Annotated in this window: 15 protein-coding genes; 12 read left to right on the forward strand and 3 right to left on the reverse strand. The window is 70.3% G+C overall.

Features of this window, described 5'->3' with window-relative positions:
* Nucleotides 1-6: 6 nt before the first annotated feature.
* The 7 genes from DLJ58_RS08640 (at nucleotide 7) to DLJ58_RS08670 (ending at nucleotide 7,391) form a co-directional block, all read left to right on the forward strand.
* Nucleotides 7-1,725 (forward strand): urease subunit alpha, encoded by a 1,719-nt coding sequence (locus DLJ58_RS08640; protein ID WP_124854668.1) that lies wholly within the window; start codon nucleotides 7-9, stop codon nucleotides 1,723-1,725.
* A 59-nt stretch (nucleotides 1,726-1,784) separates the two neighbouring features.
* Entirely contained in the window at nucleotides 1,785-2,348 is a 564-nt protein-coding gene (locus DLJ58_RS08645; protein WP_124854669.1) for an urease accessory protein UreE, read from the forward strand.
* Between the two features lie 22 nt (nucleotides 2,349-2,370).
* Entirely contained in the window at nucleotides 2,371-3,048 is a 678-nt protein-coding gene (locus tag DLJ58_RS08650; protein WP_244218845.1) for an urease accessory protein UreF, read from the forward strand.
* A gap of 66 nt (nucleotides 3,049-3,114) precedes the next feature.
* Nucleotides 3,115-3,744 carry an urease accessory protein UreG gene (ureG, locus tag DLJ58_RS08655; RefSeq protein ID WP_124854671.1) on the forward strand — a complete coding sequence of 210 codons (630 nt, stop codon included), beginning with the start codon at nucleotides 3,115-3,117 and terminating at the stop codon, nucleotides 3,742-3,744.
* On the forward strand, nucleotides 3,741-4,658 hold the full coding sequence (locus DLJ58_RS08660; protein ID WP_124854672.1) for an urease accessory protein UreD: 918 nt from the start codon (nucleotides 3,741-3,743) through the stop codon (nucleotides 4,656-4,658). Before ureG ends, DLJ58_RS08660 begins: the two co-directional genes overlap by 4 nt.
* Before the next feature lie 17 nt (nucleotides 4,659-4,675).
* Complete coding sequence (gene yut / locus DLJ58_RS08665; protein WP_124854673.1) at nucleotides 4,676-5,701, forward strand: urea transporter; 1,026 nt, start codon at nucleotides 4,676-4,678, stop codon at nucleotides 5,699-5,701.
* A gap of 28 nt (nucleotides 5,702-5,729) precedes the next feature.
* Nucleotides 5,730-7,391 (forward strand): ammonium transporter, encoded by a 1,662-nt coding sequence (locus tag DLJ58_RS08670; protein WP_244218846.1) that lies wholly within the window; start codon nucleotides 5,730-5,732, stop codon nucleotides 7,389-7,391.
* A gap of 41 nt (nucleotides 7,392-7,432) precedes the next feature.
* On the opposite strand, the gene DLJ58_RS08675 is transcribed toward DLJ58_RS08670, so the two are convergent.
* Entirely contained in the window at nucleotides 7,433-8,164 is a 732-nt protein-coding gene (locus DLJ58_RS08675; protein ID WP_124854674.1) for a YoaK family protein, read from the reverse strand.
* 157 nt (nucleotides 8,165-8,321) lie between these two features.
* Here DLJ58_RS08675 and DLJ58_RS08680 point away from each other — a divergent pair, with 157 nt between their 5' ends.
* The 4 genes from DLJ58_RS08680 (at nucleotide 8,322) to mshC (ending at nucleotide 11,894) form a co-directional block, all read left to right on the forward strand.
* Nucleotides 8,322-9,035 carry an MSMEG_4193 family putative phosphomutase gene (locus DLJ58_RS08680; protein ID WP_124854675.1) on the forward strand — a complete coding sequence of 238 codons (714 nt, stop codon included), beginning with the start codon at nucleotides 8,322-8,324 and terminating at the stop codon, nucleotides 9,033-9,035.
* Between the two features lie 157 nt (nucleotides 9,036-9,192).
* Nucleotides 9,193-9,774, forward strand: coding sequence for a DUF3090 domain-containing protein (locus DLJ58_RS08685; protein ID WP_124854676.1), 582 nt, complete (start codon nucleotides 9,193-9,195; stop codon nucleotides 9,772-9,774).
* The gene (locus DLJ58_RS08690; RefSeq protein WP_112587406.1) at nucleotides 9,771-10,589 is read left to right on the forward strand and encodes an SCO1664 family protein; all 819 of its coding nucleotides are present in this window, start codon (nucleotides 9,771-9,773) and stop codon (nucleotides 10,587-10,589) included. Before DLJ58_RS08685 ends, DLJ58_RS08690 begins: the two co-directional genes overlap by 4 nt.
* A 66-nt stretch (nucleotides 10,590-10,655) precedes the next feature.
* The gene (gene mshC, locus DLJ58_RS08695) at nucleotides 10,656-11,894 is read left to right on the forward strand and encodes a cysteine--1-D-myo-inosityl 2-amino-2-deoxy-alpha-D-glucopyranoside ligase (protein WP_124854677.1); all 1,239 of its coding nucleotides are present in this window, start codon (nucleotides 10,656-10,658) and stop codon (nucleotides 11,892-11,894) included.
* Between the two features lie 263 nt (nucleotides 11,895-12,157).
* Here mshC and DLJ58_RS08700 read toward each other — a convergent pair whose 3' ends face one another.
* Entirely contained in the window at nucleotides 12,158-12,949 is a 792-nt protein-coding gene (locus tag DLJ58_RS08700; protein WP_124854678.1) for a GntR family transcriptional regulator, read from the reverse strand.
* Nucleotides 12,950-13,072: 123 nt separating this feature from the next.
* Nucleotides 13,073-13,942: a PAC2 family protein gene (locus DLJ58_RS08705; protein WP_124854679.1), complete on the reverse strand. Its 870-nt coding sequence runs from the start codon at nucleotides 13,940-13,942 to the stop codon at nucleotides 13,073-13,075.
* A 276-nt stretch (nucleotides 13,943-14,218) separates the two neighbouring features.
* Between DLJ58_RS08705 and metH the strand changes: the two genes are divergently transcribed.
* Nucleotides 14,219-17,719, forward strand: a complete 3,501-nt coding sequence (metH, locus tag DLJ58_RS08710) for a methionine synthase (protein ID WP_425271302.1) — start codon at nucleotides 14,219-14,221, stop codon at nucleotides 17,717-17,719.
* Nucleotides 17,720-17,848 lie beyond the last annotated feature (129 nt).

A 17,848-nucleotide genomic window follows, 5' to 3' on the forward strand; every position in this document is an offset into this window, starting at 1 on the left:
GATTCGATGAGCCAGATTTCACGGCAAGAATATTCCGGAATGTACGGCCCGACGACGGGCGACCAGATCAGGCTCGGCGACACCGACCTGTACATCGAGATCGAGAAGGATCTCCGGGTCCTCGGCGACGAGGTGATGTACGGCGGGGGCAAGACCCTGCGCGACGGCATGGGGGTCAACAACCAGTACACCAACGCGCAGGGTGGCCTGGACCTGGTCATCACGAACGTGACCGTCGTCGACGCGACCCTCGGCGTGATCAAGGCCGACGTCGGGGTCAAGGACGGCAAGATCGCTGGCATCGGCAAGGCCGGCAACCCGAACGTCATGGACGGGGTCACCCCCGAGCTGGTGACCGGTCCGGGCACCGAGGCCATCTCCGGCGAGCACCTCATCCTGACCGCCGGGGGCATCGACACGCACGTGCACCTGGTGACGCCGCTGCAGGCGTACGCCGCCCTGAGCAACGGCGTGACCACCCTCTGGGGCGGCGGCACCGGCCCGACCGACAGCACCAACGGCGTGACCATCACCCCGGGTCCGTGGAACATCCACGCGATGATGCGGGCCTTCGAGACCATCCCGATCAACATCGGCCTGATGGCGAAGGGCAACAGCACCGGCCGTGCGCCGCTGGTGGAACAGATCATGGCCGGCGCGCCGAGCTTCAAGATCCACGAGGACTGGGGCGCGCCGCCGGCGGTGATCCGGGCCTGCCTGGACGTCGCCGACGAGTTCGACGTGCAGGTCAGCATCCACACCGACACCCTCAACGAGAGCGGCTACCTCGAGGACAGCATCGCCGCGTTCGAGGGCCGGACGATCCACACCTTCCACACCGAGGGCGCCGGTGGAGGGCACGCGCCGGACGTCATCAAGGTCGCCAGCCAGATGAACGTGCTGCCGAGCTCGACCACGCCGACGGTGCCGTACGGCATCAACAGCCAGTCCGAGCTGTACGACATGATCATGGTCTGTCACAACTTCAACCCGCAGGTCCCCTCGGACGTGGCCTTCGTGGAGAGCCGGATCCGGACCGAGACGATCGCGGCCGAGGACGTCCTGCTCGACGAGGGCGTCATCTCGATGATGCAGAGCGACTCGCAGGCCATGGGGCGGGTGGGTGAGACCTGGCTGCGGACCATCCAGCTCGCCGGGCAGATGAAGACCGCGCGCGGCAAGCTCGCCGAGGACTCCAGCGCCAACGACAATTTCCGGGTGCTGCGGTACGTCGCCAAGATGACCATCAACCCGGCGATCACCCAGGGGATCTCGCACGTGCTGGGCTCGGTCACGCCGGGCAAGATGGCCGACCTCGTGCTCTGGGAGCCGGCCTTCTTCGGCGCGAAGCCGAAGCTGGTCCTCAAGGGCGGCATGATCGCCTGGTCGATCATGGGTGACCCGAACGCCTCGCTGCCGACACCGCAGCCGGTCTACTACCGGCCCTCGTTCGCCGCGTACGGCAGCCAGCTCGCCCAGACCTGCGTGACCTTCGTGTCCCGGGCCGCGCACGAAGCCGGCATCGCCGAGCAGCTCGGCCTGCAACGGCAGGTCATGCCCGTGTACCGGACCCGTGGGCTCACCAAGCGGGACATGGTCCGCAACGACCGGCTTCCCAAGCTCGAGGTCGATCCGGAGACCTTCGCCGTGAAGATGGACGGCGTCCACGCGACGGTGCCGCCGGCCCGGAACCTGCCCCTGAGCCAGCTCTACTTCTTCAGCTGACCCCGTCGGGACCGCCTCGCACGTGCCTGGTCCCGGCACACCGACCGAAAGGACAAGCCGTGCTCGTCGAGACGGTGCTCGGGAACATGAACGAGCCGGACTGGACGCTCCGCCTGAAGGAAGCGCGCATAGACGACCTGGTCCTCGACCAGTGGGACGCCCAGAAGAGCCGCATCCGCAAGATGACCAGCTCCGGGGCGGAGCTGTCGGTCGCGCTCGCGCGTGGCGTCCGGCTGCGCGACGGTGACGTCCTGGCCTGGGACGACCTCACCGCCACCGCGGTGGTGGCCCGGGTGCAGCTGGGCGAGGTGATGGTGGTCCACCTCGACAAGCTGCGCGGCGAGTCGGCCGAGCTGCTCATCCGCTCGGCCGTCGAGCTCGGTCACGCCATCGGCAACCAGCACTGGCCGGCCGTGGTCAAGGGCACCAAGATGTACGTCCCGCTGACTGTGGACCGCAAGGTCATGGACTCGGTGATGCGCACCCACGCCTTCACCGGGATCACCCACGAGTTCGTTCCCGGCACCGAGGTCATCGCGTACCTCGCGCCGCACGAGTCGCGGCGGTTGTTCGGTGGCGCCGACTCGACGCCGCACTCCCACCTCCCTGCCGACCTCAACTGAGCGGGGCCGGACGGTGCGCACCATGGCCGAAACCCTGAAGCTGCTGCAGTTCGGCGACTCGGTCTTCCCGGTCGGCGCCTTCTCCTTCTCCGGCGGCCTGGAGATGGCCGTCCAGCACGGCGTCGTCCACGACCGGGAGACCCTCCAGGACTACGTCCGGACGGTCACCCGGCTCGCCGCCACCGGGGACGGTGTCGCCCTGCTCGCCGGGCACCGTGCCGCCACCGCGGGAGACCTCGACCGGATCCGGAGCGCCGACGAGGCCGTCCACCTGCGCAAGATCAACGAAGAGATGCGGACCATGTCCGTACGCATGGGGCGCAAGCTGGCGGAGGCCGCGACCCGGATCGTCGGGGAGACCCTGCTCAAGAAGCGGCTCGGCGAGTCGGCGACCGGCGCGCCGGTCACCTATCCGGTCGCGCTCGGGGTGGTCTTCGCCGACCTCGGGGTGCCCGAGGAGGACGCCTTCGCGGCCCACCAGTACGGCGCCGCGTCGACGGTGCTCAGCGCCGCCATCCGGTTGATGCGCGTCGACCACCTCGACGCGCAGTCGATCCTGTTCGCGGTCAACGAGAAGGCCACCGACGACTACCGCGACGTGCGCACCGCCGACCTCGACGACATGCAGACCTTCGGGCCGCACATCGACGTCCTGGCCGGCGCGCACCAGCACATCCACGTGCGGATGTTCATGAGCTGAGCGCTGACCTCCGCGATCCACACGTTTCTGACCCTCAACACGTCTCCCAGAAGGACCGGTCACATCATGAAGTCGGCAAGTCGTATCGGCGTAGGCGGCCCCGTGGGCAGCGGCAAGACCGCGATCATCGAGGCTGTCGTGCCCCGTTTCGTGGACAACGGGCTGCGCGTACTGGTGATCACGAACGACGTCGTCACCACCGAGGACGCGAAACACGTCCGGCGCGCCCTGACCGGGGTCCTCGTCGAGGAACGGATCCTCGGGGTGGAGACCGGGGCCTGCCCGCACACGGCCGTGCGCGAGGACCCGAGCATGAACCTGGCGGCGGTGGAGGACATGGAGTCCCGGTTCCCGGACAGCGACGTGGTGCTGATCGAGAGCGGCGGCGACAACCTCACCTTGACGTTCAGCCCCGCCCTGGTCGACTACTTCATCTACGTCATCGACGTGGCGGCCGGCGACAAGATCCCGCGCAAGAACGGTCCGGGTATCTCCAAGTCCGACATCCTCGTGATCAACAAGACGGACCTCGCCCCCTACGTGGATGCCGACCTCGACCTCATGGCGCGCGACGCGGACGTGATGCGCAACGGCAAGCCGGTCGTGTTCACCAACTGCAAGACCGGAGAGGGCATCGACGAACTGGTCTCGCTGATCCGCCGCAACGCGCTCTTCGACGCCGAAGTGGTCGCATGATCACACTGGACGGCGCGCGGGAACTGGAGGCGTACCAGGACCAACCGGCGCAGTTGCCCGCGGCGTCCAACGGCAAGGTCGGCGTGCTGCGGCTCGGGTTCGAGCGGCGCGGCGATCGGACGATCCTGCACGATCTCTACCGGCAGTCACCCCTGCTGGTCCAGCGGGCGCTCTACTGGGACCAGGAGATGCCGCAGCTGCCCTGCGTCATGATCCTCACCACCTCCGGCGGTGTGCTCCAGGGCGACCGCCTGCACATGGACGTCGACCTGGCACCGGGCAGCCAGGCGCACCTGGTCACCCAGGCCGCCACCAAGATCCAGGAGATGGACGCGAACTACGGCTCGCAGATCCAGCGCTTCACCCTGGCCGAGGAGACCTATCTCGAATACCTCCCGGAGCCCGTGATCCCGTACCGGGGCAGCCGGTTCGTCACCGACACCCAGGTGCGGCTCCCGGAGAGCGCCACCATGCTCTACGGCGAGGTCCTTCAGCCCGGCCGGAAGTACTACCGCGACGGCGAACTCTTCGCCTACGACCTCTTCTCCTCCTCGCTGCGGGCGGAGCGACCGGACGGCCGGCAGTTGTTCGTGGAGAAGTTCGTGGTGGCTCCCGGGCAGTTCCCGGTGGCGCGGCTCGGCGTCATGGATCGCTTCCACATCTTCGGCAACGTCGTGCTCCTCACCAGGCCGGAGCGGGCGGCCCGCGTCTTCGAACGGACCTCGGCGCCGGTCTGGGACGAGGAGACGCCGCTGGCCAGCGCCGTCAGTCGACTGCCCAACGACGCGGGCCTCATCTTCAAGGTCCTCGGGCAGGAGACGGAGCCGGTGCGTGCCGCGGTACGTGCCTTCTGTGTGGCCGCCCGCGAAGAGGTGACCGGCCGGACCTTCCCGCCGGCCTTCAGTTGGCGATGACGGGCCGAGGAGATGCCGTGCCGAACGTGACCCGCAGTTGGGACAAGCTGAGTGACCACAACCCTCTGATCGGCTTCGTCGACGCCTGCCTGCGCGGGCCCGCACAGGTCGTGCTGCAGAACAACCCGCTCACCGGGCTGCTCGTCCTCGTCGCGATCGCCTGGGGAGCGTTCGAGAACGGGCAGCCACGGATCCTCGGGGGAGCTGTTCTCGGTCTCGTCGTCGGCACCGCCACGGCCGTCGCCCTGCGGGTGGACGAGCCCTCGTTGCGCAAGGGACTGTTCGGCTTCAGCCCGCTGCTGACCGGGATCGCGGTTCCGACCTTCCTCGACGACCGGCCGCTGATGTGGCTCTACCTGGTGCTGGGCGCGGTGGCCACGACAGTGGTCACCCTGGCCCTGAACGCGATCTTCAAGACCTGGGGCCTGACCGCCTTCACCATGCCGTTCGTGCTGACCACCTGGGTGCTGCTGCTTGCCGCGTACCAGTTCGACCGGTTCACGGTGCTGACCAACCTGAAGCCGATGTTTCCCGGTGAGGGGCAGTTGACCGATGGTCGCTTCAACTGGGACCTGGTCCCCACCTTTCTACGCGGGGTGTCCCAGGTCTATCTGATCAACAGCTGGGTCACCGGGTTGATCATCCTGGTCGCGCTGCTGGTCAACTCCCGCTGGTCCGCGCTGTTCGCGGTGATCGGCACCGTCGGCGCGACAGTGCTCGCGCTCTGGTTCGGGGCCGACGCGACCTCGCTGGACAAGGGACTGTTCGGCTTCAACGCGGTACTGACGGCAATCGCCGTGGGCGCGGTGCTGCACCGTCCCGGTGCGCTGGTGACCGTGTACACCCTCTTCGGCATCGCCCTGACGCTCTTCGTCCAGATGTCCCTGACGAGCATGCTCACCCCGCTGGCCATCCCGGTGCTGACCGCGCCGTTCAACATCGCGACCTGGCTGCTGCTGCTGCCCAAACGGCACTTCGCGCCGGTGCCCAACCACGAACGCGCCAAGGAGACCGTCGTCTCGGCGGTGAAGCACTCCGTCTGACCGTACCGAGAGGAAGAGGTGAGCTCCCGTGCTCGCTCAGGACGCGGTGAACCCGGGCGACACCGCCTGGGTGCTGGTGTGCGCCGGCCTGGTGTTGTTCATGACCCCTGGCCTGGCCGCCTTCTACGGCGGAATGGTCCGCACCCGCAACGTGCTCGCGATGTTGCAGCAGAACATGGTCGCGTTGGGGGTCGTCAGCCTGACCTGGGTGCTGGTCGGCTACACCATCGCCTTCGGGGACGACGCCGGCACCGGCCTCTTCGGCAACCTCGAACTCTTCGGGCTCAACGATCTCCGGGTGCCGCCCGCGCCACACCTGCACGTGGTCACCGGCCAGGTGACCATCCCGACCCTGGCGTTCGTCGCGTACCAGATGATGTTCGCGGTGATCACCCCCGCGCTGATCACCGGCGCCACGGCGGGCCGGCTGAGGTTTGCCGGCTGGGTCGCGTTCCTGGCGATCTGGTCCATCGTGGTCTACGCGCCGGTCGCGCACTGGCTCTGGCACCCCGACGGCTGGCTGGCCAAGTTCGGCACCCAGGACTGGGCCGGTGGCATGGTCGTGCACGCCTCGGCGGGAGCCGCCGTGCTCGGCACCCTGCTGGTCGTCGGGCGCCGTCGAGGCTGGCCACGCACCGCCTCCCCGCCCAACTCGATCCCGCTGACCATCCTCGGGGCGGGCATCCTCTGGTTCGGATGGTTCGGCTTCAACGGCGGGGACGGACTCCAGGCCAACGGGCTCGCCGCCCAGGCGTTGATCAATACCCATCTCGCGGCCGCCGCCGGCATGCTCGTCTGGCTGGTGGCGGAGCGGTTGAAGGACGGCCACAGCACCGTCGTGGGCGGCGTCTCCGGTGCGGTCGCGGGGCTCGCGACGGTCACCCCCGCCGCCGGGTACGTCAACACACTCTCCGCCATCGCCATCGGAGCGATCGCCGGATTCGTCTGCCACTTCGCGTTGCGGTTGAAGTATCTGCTCCGGCTCGACGACGCGCTGGACGTCCTCGCGGTCCACTTCGTCGGCGGCATGCTCGGCTCGCTGCTGGTCGGCTTCTTCGGCGACAGCGGCGTCAACCCGCTCGGCAAGGACGGCCTCTTCTTCGGCGGCGGCGGATCCCTGCTCTGGCACCAGATCGTCGGCGTGGTCGCCGTGGTGGCCTTCTCCTTCGTGCTCAGTTGGGCGATCGCCGCCGCCGTGCAGGCCGTCCTCGGGCTCCGTGCCCCCGCCGACGAGCAGGACAACCTCGACCACACCCAGCAGGACGCCGACGCGTACCACCTGGGCGGTGTGGCGGGCCTCAACGGCACCGGCGCACCGCAGCGTCGGCGCGAACCCGGGCGGGAACGCGGCGCCGAACGGCCCGCCGGGCCGGTCCAGAACGCCCGGCTGGTCACCGCGACGGTCAATCCGACGCTGCTGCCGACGACCCGGGAGCTACGGGACGCCCTGGTCGGTGCGGGAGCCACCTCGATCGTGCTCTTCGACGCCACGGTCTCCACCGCCGAACCGACCGCACGTTCGCTGCCTCGGGGCTACTGGCAGGACCAGGATCTCGTGGGCCGCGCCCGGGTCGAGGTCGTGGTGGAACGAGAGTCGGTGTCCGCCGTGCTGGACGTGCTGGGTCGTTACGGTGCCGAGCGCTCGGAGTGCTTCGTGCAGGACGTCCAGCTGGCGACGGACCTCCGCTGAGCTGGTGGGTGCACGTCGGCGGGGGGTGATTCCGGCCTCGGTCACCTCCTGCAGCGGCGGGAACGGACCAGGAACGACAGGGTGGCCAGGGCGAGCGCCCCCCAGGCCGGCACCCATTGTGGTTGTTCCTGCGCCACTGTTCCGATGCCGCCCCCGGTGGCGTAACAGATCAGCGCCAGGAGCCCGAGGAAGGTCCCCTGCCGGGCCCGCTTCCGGCGGGTGTCCGGCCCGGCGAGCCAACGCCCGACGCGTTCGCCGATCTTCGCCACCGTGCCCGACTGGTAGGTGATGGCGGTGGTGATCCCGGCCGTGCGAACGAACAGGGTCGCCAGCGCGCCCATGGCGAAGCCACCTGCGGCGGCCAGCGCGATCCGCGACGGCCCGCCCTGCCGGCCGTGGTGGAGCAGGACGTTGAGCACCGCCCAGAGCGCCAGCGTGACCACGGCGCAGGCGAGCCCTCGCAGCGACGGCGACCACCGGCTCCGTGCCGCGCGTACCTGTGAGACCACGCCCGTCCCGGCGGCGAACGCGATCAGGGAGGCCGCGGACTCGGGCCAGGCGGCGTGTCGTCCGGCCAGTCCGATGCCCAGGAGGACGGCGTTGCCCGACTGGTTGGCGACGAATGCGCCGTAGCGCAGGAAGGCGAAGGCGTCCACGAAGCCGGCGATGCCGGTGGTGAGGGCGAGGACCAGGAGCGGCTGCCGGAACTCCCGGTACACGTCCTGCGGGTCCGACGTGATCGAGGGCCGCGCGGATGCCGCTGAGTCGCCCATCGTGTTCCACACCCTCCCAGCGGAACCCGGACAAGCCGGGCATCGGGAATTTTACCGATCCACCGGTCTGCCATGCCGCTTTCGCTCCGGGACGGCGCCCGGCGCGGACAGTGCGTACACCGGAGGGCCGCGCCCCCGGTCGGACGCAGGTCATAGGGTGGTCCCCGTGGCGACCCTTCTGCTTCTGCGACACGGCCGGACCACCGCGAACGCCGACGGCGGCCTGGCCGGCCGCCAGCCGGTCGAGTTGGACGAGACCGGGCGCGCCCAGGCCACCTCGGTGGGCGAGCGGTTGCGGGCGGTGCCGCTGGCCGCCGTGGTGACCAGCCCGCTCATCCGGTGCCGGCAGACCCTGGAGTTGGCGCTTCCGCAGGCCGCCCCGGTGGTCGAGGACGGGCTGATCGAGTGCGACTACGGCAGCTGGGAGGGGCAGCCGCTGAAGAAGCTCGCCAAGGAGCCGCTCTGGCCGGTGGTCCAGCAGCACCCCAGCGCGGCGGTCTTCCCGGGTGGGGAGGCGATGGCGGCGATGGCGGCACGTGCCGTGGCAGCGGTGCGTACCTGGGACGCCCGGGTGACCGCCGAGCACGGGCCCGAGGCGGTCTGGTTGGCGTGCAGCCACGGCGATGTGATCAAGGCCATCGTGGCGGACGCGCTCGGCGTGCACCTCGATGCCTTTCAGCGGATCGTGGCCGACCCGGCGTCGGTGACGGCGATCCGGTTCACGCCGCTGCGTCCGTTTCTGGTGCGACTCAACGACACCGGTGGCGACCTGGCGGCGCTGGTGCCACCGCCAGCCAAGCGGCGTCGGCGCGCGAACCGCGTGGCCGACTCGGACGCGGCCGTCGGCGGTGGGGCGGGTGCGTCGCGGTGAGGCGCGTCACGACACCGCCCCCGGCCGGAGCGTCGGCGCACGCCAGAAAGGCCGCCACGCCCGGGTGTAGGCCCTCGTACGCCGGGCGCGCCGCCGCTGCGGCGATTCGCGTCGGTGGGGTGCGCGATGCCAAGGCGGGCCGGATAGGGTCGTGGGTATGACCCACCAGGTGCACGCCTTCGAACCGCCGGAGCGGTTCGTCGCCGGGACTGTCGGGCCGCCGGGGGAGCGCGCGTTCTTCCTACAGGCCCGAGGCGGCGGCAGGCTGGTCAGCGTCGCGCTGGAGAAGGTCCAGGTGTCCCTGCTCGCCGAGAAGCTTGAGGAGCTGCTCACCGAGGCGCAGCGTCGCTTCGGGGTGGACCTGCCCGAGCTGGCGCCGGTGATCGGCGACAACGAGCCGCTGGACACTCCGGTCGACGAGGAGTTCCGGGTCGGGACGCTCGGGCTGGCCTTCGACGTGGACACCGCGACCGTGGTGATCGAGGCGATCGCGGCGGGCGAGGTGGAACCCGAGGTCGAGCTCGGCGACGAGGACGACGACGAGGACGACGACGAGGACGAAGAGCCGGACGAGGACCTGGATCGGCTCCGGGTCCGGCTCACCCCGCAGGCGACCCGCCAGTTCATCGAGCGGGCCCGGCGAGTGGTCAACGCGGGCCGGCCACCGTGCCCGCTCTGCGGCCAACCGTTGGACCCCGCCGGGCACCTCTGCCCGCGGCACAACGGTTATCACCGGTGACCTCGTCCGGCCTCCAGCCTCGCCAGGACGGCGACGCCGCGCTGCGGCTGCTGCGTGACGGCGTCCTCGACCTGGAAGGTCGGCTGGTCGACGCGTCGAACACGACGCTGCGCGGCATCCTGACCCTGGACGGGTTGACCGCCCGCTGCGTCTACAAGCCGGTCCGTGGCGAGCGGCCACTCTGGGACTTCCCCGACGGCACCCTGGCCGGTCGGGAGGTCTCGGCGTACCTGGTCTCCCGGGCCACCGGATGGGACCTGGTGCCGCCCACCGTGCTGCGGGACGGCCCGTTCGGCCCCGGCTCCTGCCAGCTGTGGATCGACGAGCCGGAGGACGCCGAACCGCTCGTCGGTTTCCTGCCCGCCGGGGAGTTGCCGCCACGTTGGATCCCGATCGCCGCGGCCCGGGACGACGACGGCGCCGCGTACGCCCTCGCCCACGCCGACGACCCACGGCTGGCCCGGCTCGCTGTGCTCGACGCGGTGCTCAACAACGCCGACCGTAAGGGCGGTCACGTGCTCGTCGGCGCCGACGACCGGATCTACGGCGTGGACCACGGGGTCAGCTTCCACGTGGAGGACAAGCTGCGCACGGTGCTCTGGGGTTGGGCCGGTAAGCGGCTGCCCGCGGACGCCGTGGAGATGCTCGACGCACTGGCCGGGCAGGTCGCCGGTGCGCTCGGCGCGGAGTTGGCCGACCACCTGACGATCAGCGAGGTGGCCGAGGTGGCCGCCCGGGTCGACCGGCTGCGCGAGACCGGCTGCTTCCCCCAGCCTCCGGAGGACTGGCCGGCGATGCCCTGGCCGCCCATGTGACCCGCTGTCATCTTGATCACCCGTGGGGTGCTCCGGCGTCGTCGCCGGGCTGGCTAGGCTGATCCCATGGAGTCTTGGGCGGGACACGAGGTGCCACGGCTGCCGGGCAGGGGCGAGCCACTGGCGTTGTACGACTCGGCGCGGCAGGGTGTCCACCCGAGCGAGCCGGCCGACGCGGGAAGCATGTACGTCTGCGGCATCACCCCGTACGACGCCACGCACCTCGGTCACGCCGCCACCATGATCACCTTTGACCTGGTGCAGCGGATGTGGCGCGACGCCGGCCGCCCGGTGCGCTACGTGCAGAACGTCACCGACATCGACGACCCCCTGCTGGAGCGGGCCGCCCGCGACGGCGAGGACTGGGTGGTCCTGGCGATGCGCGAGACGGCGCTGTTCCGGGAGGACATGGAGGCGCTGCGGATCATCCCGCCGGCGCACTACGTGGGCGCTGTGGAGTCGATCCCGGACATCGCCGACAAGGTCGAGGTGCTGCTCAAGGACGGCGCCGCGTACCGGCTCGACGACGGCACCGGTGACGTCTACTTCGACATCTCCGCCACGCCCCGCTTCGGCTACGAGTCGAACCTGACCCGCGAGCAGATGCTGGAGATCTTCCCCGAGCGCGGCGGCGACCCCGACCGGGCCGGCAAGCGGGACCCACTTGACCCGCTGCTGTGGCGCGGCGCCCGCGAGGGCGAGCCGTCCTGGCCGGGCGGCGAGTTGGGCCCGGGCCGCCCCGGCTGGCACATCGAGTGCGCGGTGATCGCGCTCAACCTGCTCGGCGACCGGATCGACGTGCAGGGCGGCGGCAACGACCTGCTGTTCCCGCACCACGAGGCGTCCGCCGCGCACGCCGAGCGGCTCACCGGCCAGGCGCCGTTCGCCGAGCACTACGTCCACGCCGGCATGATCGGTCTGGACGGCGAGAAGATGTCCAAGTCCCGAGGCAACCTGGTCTTCGTGTCCCGGCTGCGCGCCGACAAGGTCGACCCGATGGCGATCCGGCTGGCGCTGATCTCCGGGCACTACCGCAGCGACCGCACCTGGACCGACGACCTGCTCACCGCCGCGTACGAGCGCCTGGACCGTTGGCGGCGGGCCGCCGCCGCGCCCGCCGGGCCGTCCGGGGCTGAGCTGCTGTCCGAGGTACGCGCACGCCTGGCCGACGATCTCGACACCCCGGGAGCGCTGGCGGTAGCCGACCGCTGGGCCGAGGCGACCCTCGCCGGCGCGACGGACGACCCCGAGGCGCCCGCCCTCTTCGCGAAGACGGTGGACTCCCTCCTGGGCATCCGCCTCTAGCCCACGCGCGTGCGCGTGCGCGGTTGATCGACTCGGTTTCCAGCAAGTCGCGGTGTCCCGACCAGTGCGATGCCCCGACTTCCAGAAAGCCGAGTCGATCACCCCCAGACACCCGATCGACCCCGACAAGACGCCGCGCAGCTCACCCAGACCGCGTTGATCATGAGGTTGGCGGGCATTTCGATCTCTGCCGGACCTGTCAACCTCATGATCGACCGGGGTGGGCGCGGGTCGCGCCGGGGTCGTGGTCCGTCGGGAACCTCTCAGCCGAGGATGAGGCCGGGGTCGGGCTCCGGGTCGGGGGTCGGGCCGGGGATCTTGTACTCCTCGGTGAGGGTGGTCATGGGGCCGGGCCAGGTCGCCTGGGACACCTCGATCGGCTTGCGGTGCGCGTCGTACGCGACGTGCAGCAGGTGCAGCACCGGGGTGTCCGGCCGGATCTGGAGGGTCTCGGCCTCCTCCCGGCTCGGCTGGCGGGCGCTGATCGTGTCGGTGGCCGAGACGTAGCGCCGTCCGGTCGCCTCCTCGGCCTCCTGGTAGAGCGGCCGGCCGAACGCCTCGGTGCGCTCCAGCGAGGTGCCGGCGGTGTCGCGGGGCAGGAACCAGGAGGCGCCGACCTCGACGGGGGAGTCGTCGGTGCGGACGAGGTGCCGGCGGCAGAGCAGGTTGGTGCCGTCGGACACGCCGAAGGCGTCGGCCACCTCGGCGGGGGCGGGGGCGTGCCCCACGGAGACGAGCTGTTGACGGTATCGGGCGGCCAGGTCGGTGTGGTAGCCGCGGAATCCGCCGTACCGGCCTCGGGAGAGGCGGTTGAGGCGGCGGCGGGTGCCCCGGACGTACGTACCGGAGCCGGGTTTGGTGATCAGGATGCCCTCGACCCGCAGTTGGTCGACGGCGCGTTGCACGGTCTGCTTGGCGACGCCGAACATCTCGGCGATGGCCGGGATGGACGGTAGCCGCTCGCCCGGTCCCCAGTCGCCGCGACGGACCTGGGCCTTGAGCTGCGCGGCGATCTGTCGGTGCGGGAACTCCGCGGCCCCGGGATTGATCTGCACACCCGCCTCCTTGATCACATCTAGGTTCCTAGGATGCCCCAGCGGGTGTGACGGCGCCACCCTGGACACGCGAAAACGGGCCCCCGGACCACGAAAGGTCCGAAGGCCCGCAGCGAAACGGTGCTACCAGGAGCCGGCGGTGGGGCCGGCCGAACCGCCCCGGCGGCGCAGGTACTTCTCGAACTCCTGGGCGATCTCGTCACCGGTCAACGGGGTGATCCCCTCGTCGCCGACCCGTTCTTCCAGCTCGCGGACGTACTCGCCCAGCTCCGCGTCCTGCTCGGCGGCGCTGCGCACCCGCTGCTCCCACTCGGCGGACTCCTCGGCCAGGTCGGCCATCGGCACCGGCAGGTCGACGACCTCCTCGACCCGGTGCAGCAGGGCGACGGTGGCCTTCGGGCAGGGCGGGTTGTTGGCGTAGTGCGGCACGTGCACCCAGAACGAGACGGCGTCCACCTCGGCGCGGGTGCACGCGTCGTGCAGCACGCCGACGATGCCGGTCGGCCCGTCGTACCGGGTGGGGGTGAGCTGGTAGCGCTCGGCGGCCTGCGCGTCGGAGGCGCTGCCGCTGATCGGCAGCGGCCGGGTGTACGGCACGTCGGCCAGCAACGCGCCGAGCAGCACCACCCGTTCCACCTCCAGGCTGTGGCAGATCTCCAGCACCTGCTCGCAGAACGTCCGCCAGCGCATGCTCGGCTCGATGCCGCGGATCAGCACCACGTCACGGTCGGTGCCCTCCGGGCTGGCCACCATGAACCTTGTGGTCGGCCACTCCACCCGCCGGGTCTCCCCGTCGGCCATGGTGATGGTGGGCCGGCTGACCTGGAAGTCGTAGAAGTCCTCCGGATCCAGCTCGGCGATCTGCCGGGCGTTCCAGACCTGCTCCAGGTGCTCGACCGCGGCGGTGGACGCGTCGGCGGCGTCATTCCAGCCCTCGAACGCGGCGATCGCCACCGGGGACCGCAGCACCGGCAGTCCGTCGAACTCGGTCACGCCGTCACCTCACCCTGCTCGTCGCGGCTGGCGCCGGGACCGCGCCCGGTCGTCATACCGTGTGGCACGGCGGCGTCCCTGTTGTCCTTCACGTCCGTCAGCCTACGTGCAGGGCGAGGGTGCGGCCCGTCGGCCGCGCCGGTCGGCCGCTCCGGCAGCAGGTCATAACCGAACGAACCAGACAGCGTGATCCCCGTGACACAATAGGGGATCGCTCGAGGATGGTCGTGGAGTCCGGCCGAATCGCACTAACCTGAACGGGTGCGGACTTCATTGATGGATGTGCTGGCTGATCGCATTCTCATCGCCGACGGCGCGATGGGCACGATGCTTCAGGCCGCGGACCTCACGCTCGACGACTTCGACGGGCTTGAGGGGTGCAACGAGATCCTCAACGTCACCCGCCCCGACGTGGTGCGCGGGGTGCACGACGCCTACCTGGCCGTCGGTGCCGACTGCGTGGAGACCAACACCTTCGGGGCCAACCTCGCCAACCTCGCCGAGTACGACATCCCGCACCGCATCCGCGAGTTGTCCGAGGCGGGCGCCCGGATCGCCCGGGAGGCGGCCGACGCGGCCAGCACCCCGCAGCGGCCCCGGTTCGTGCTCGGTTCGATCGGGCCGGGCACCAAGCTGCCCACCCTCGGGCACGCCGCCTACTCGACCCTGCGCGACGCCTACCAGGAGAACGCCGCGGGTCTGATCGTCGGCGGCGCGGACGCGCTGATCATCGAGACCTGCCAGGACCTGCTTCAGGTCAAGGCGGCAGTGGTCGGGTCGAAGCGGGCGATGGCCGAGCTGGGCCAGTCGGTGCCGATCATCTGTCACGTGGCCGTGGAGACCACCGGCACCATGCTGGTCGGCAGCGAGATCGGTGCGGCCCTCGCCGCGATCGAGCCGCTCGGCGTGGACCTGATCGGGCTCAACTGCTCGACCGGCCCGGCCGAGATGAGCGAGCACCTGCGTTACCTGTCGCAGCACTCCCGCATCCCGCTGTCGGTGATGCCGAACGCCGGCCTGCCGGTGCTGACCGCCGACGGGGCGTACTTCCCGCTGACTCCCGTGGAGCTGGCCGACGCCCTGGAGCGGTTCGTCACCGAGTACGGCGTGGGGCTGATCGGCGGCTGCTGCGGCACCACCCCGGAGCACATCCGGGTGCTGGCCGAGCGGCTGCACGGCGTCACCGCCCCGGCCCGCGAACCCCGGCACGAGGCGGGCGTCTCCTCGGTCTACCACCCGGTGCCGTTCGCCCAGGACGCGTCGGTGCTGATGGTGGGGGAGCGGACCAACGCCAACGGCTCGAAGGCGTTCCGGGAGGCGATGCTCGCCGGCGACTGGCGGGCCTGTGTGGAGATTGCCCGCAGCCAGGCGCGCGACGGCTCGCACCTGCTCGACCTGTGCGTGGACTACGTCGGCCGCGACGGCACGCAGGACATGCGGGAGCTGGCCGGCCGCTTCGCCACCGCGTCCACCCTGCCGATCATGTTGGACTCCACCGAGCCGAACGTGGTGGAGGCCGGCTTGGAGATGCTCGGCGGCCGCTGTGTGGTCAACTCGGTGAACTTCGAGGACGGCGACGGCCCCGAATCCCGGTACGCGCGGGTGATGCCGATCGTCCGAGAGCACGGCGCGGCGGTGGTGGCGCTGCTCATCGACGAGGAGGGCCAGGCTCGTACCCAGGAGTGGAAGGTCCGGGTCGCGGCGCGGTTGATCGACGACCTGACCGGCCGGTGGGGCGTGGACCGCTCCGACATCCTGATCGACGCGCTGACCTTCCCGATCGCCACCGGCCAGGAGGAGACCCGCCGCGACGGCATCGAGACGATCGAGGCGATCCGGGAGATCTCCCGCCGCTACCCGGGTGTCAACTTCACCCTGGGCATCTCGAACATCTCGTTCGGGCTCAACCCGGCGGCCCGGCAGGTGCTCAACTCGGTCTTCCTGCATGAGTGCGTGCAGGCCGGCCTGACCTCGGCGATCGTGCACGCCAGCAAGATCCTGCCGATGTCGAAGATCCCCGACGAGCAGCGCGAGGTCGCCCTGGACCTGGTGTACGACCGGCGTCGCGAGGGGTACGACCCGGTGCAGCGTTTCCTGGAGCTCTTCGAGGGCGTCGACGTGACCAGCGCCCGGGCCAGCCGGGCACAGGAGTTGGCCGCGCTGCCGTTGGACGAGCGGCTCAAGCGACGGATCATCGACGGTGAGCGCAACGGCCTGGAGGCCGACCTGGACGAGGCGATGGCCGGCGGTCGGTCCCCACTGTCGATCATCAACGACATCCTGTTGGACGGCATGAAGGTGGTCGGTGAGCTGTTCGGCTCCGGCCAGATGCAGCTGCCGTTCGTGCTTCAGTCCGCCGAGGTGATGAAGACCGCGGTGGCCTATCTGGAACCGCACATGGAGACCATCGAGGACGGCGGCAAGGGCCGCATCGTGCTCGCCACCGTGCGCGGCGACGTGCACGACATCGGCAAGAACCTGGTCGACATCATCCTGTCCAACAACGGATACGAGGTGGTGAACATCGGCATCAAGCAGCCGATCAGCGCCATCCTCGATGCCGCCGAGCAGCACCGCGCCGACGCGATCGGCATGTCCGGGCTGCTGGTGAAGAGCACCGTCATCATGAAGGAGAACCTGGCCGAGATGGCCACCCGCGGGGTCGCGGAGCGTTGGCCCGTCCTGCTGGGTGGGGCGGCGCTGACCCGCGCGTACGTCGAGGACGACCTGCGGTCGACGTTCCCCGGGCAGGTGCACTACGCGCGGGACGCGTTCGAGGGTCTGTCCCTGATGGACAGGGTGATGACCGCCAAGCGCGGTGGCGCCCCGGTGATCGACCCGGAGCGGGAGGCGGCCCTCGCCGCCCGGCGGGCACGCCGGGAACGGCAGCGCTCGATGGTGACCACGTCGCTGCCGGAATTGCACGACTCCTCGGTCCGCTCCGACGTGGCCGCCGACGTGTCGGTGCCCACGCCGCCGTTCTTCGGCACCCGCGTGGTCAAGGGCGTGCCGATGGCCGACTACGCCGCGCTGCTCGACGAGCGGGCCACCTTCTCCGGGCAGTGGGGGCTGCGTGGCGCCCGGGGCGGCAGCGGCCCCTCCTACGAGGAACTGGTCGAAACCGAGGGCCGGCCGCGTCTGCGGTACTGGCTGGACCGTCTGATCGCCGACCAGGTCCTTGAGGCAGCCGTGGTGTACGGCTACTTCCCCGCGTACTCCGAAGGCAATGACCTGGTGGTGCTCGACGAGAACGGGCACGCGGAGCGCGCCCGGTTCTCCTTCCCCCGCCAGCGGCAGGAGCGGCGGCTCTGCCTTGCGGACTTCTTCAGGCCCCAGGGCGACCAGCTCGATGTGGTCGCGTTGCAACTGGTCACCGTCGGCCAGCCGGTCAGCGAGTACGCGGCGAAGCTGTTCGCCCGCAACGAGTACCGCGACTATCTGGAGGTGCACGGCCTCTCCGTGCAGCTCACCGAGGCCCTCGCCGAATACTGGCACCAGCGCATCCGCGCCGAGATGACCCTGCCCGACGGCCGTCCGTTGGGGCACGACGACCCGGCGGACCTGGCCGGCATCCTGCACAACGACTACCGGGGCTGCCGGTACGCGTTCGGCTACCCGGCCTGCCCCGACCTGGAGGACCGGGCGAAGATCATGGATCTGCTGGGCGCGGACCGGATCGGGGTCGAGCTGTCCGAGGAGTTCCAGCTCATGCCGGAGCAGGCCACCGACGCGATCGTGGTCCACCACCCGGAGGCCAACTACTTCAACGCCAAGTAACGGGCGCAGGGTCGCTGAACTGCGCCTGAGCCGTCCGGAAGGCCACTGAGCCTTGATCATGCCGTCTCCAGGCCTTCACGGCCCCCGGGCCGTCGTCGGCGGCCTGGTCTTCACCGAACGCGGTGTCGA

Source organism: Micromonospora arida (assembly GCF_003857035.1).
GTDB lineage: Bacteria > Actinomycetota > Actinomycetes > Mycobacteriales > Micromonosporaceae > Micromonospora > Micromonospora arida.

Coding starts and splice junctions, on each gene's coding strand:
- DLJ58_RS08640 (WP_124854668.1), top strand. CDS start 7: ATGAGCCAGATTTCACGGCAAGAATATTCCGGAATGTACGGCCCGACG.
- DLJ58_RS08650 (WP_244218845.1), top strand. CDS start 2,371: ATGGCCGAAACCCTGAAGCTGCTGCAGTTCGGCGACTCGGTCTTCCCG.
- ureG (WP_124854671.1), top strand. CDS start 3,115: ATGAAGTCGGCAAGTCGTATCGGCGTAGGCGGCCCCGTGGGCAGCGGC.
- DLJ58_RS08660 (WP_124854672.1), top strand. CDS start 3,741: ATGATCACACTGGACGGCGCGCGGGAACTGGAGGCGTACCAGGACCAA.
- DLJ58_RS08675 (WP_124854674.1), bottom strand. CDS start 8,164: ATGGGCGACTCAGCGGCATCCGCGCGGCCCTCGATCACGTCGGACCCG.
- DLJ58_RS08685 (WP_124854676.1), top strand. CDS start 9,193: ATGACCCACCAGGTGCACGCCTTCGAACCGCCGGAGCGGTTCGTCGCC.
- mshC (WP_124854677.1), top strand. CDS start 10,656: ATGGAGTCTTGGGCGGGACACGAGGTGCCACGGCTGCCGGGCAGGGGC.
- metH (WP_425271302.1), top strand. CDS start 14,219: ATGGATGTGCTGGCTGATCGCATTCTCATCGCCGACGGCGCGATGGGC.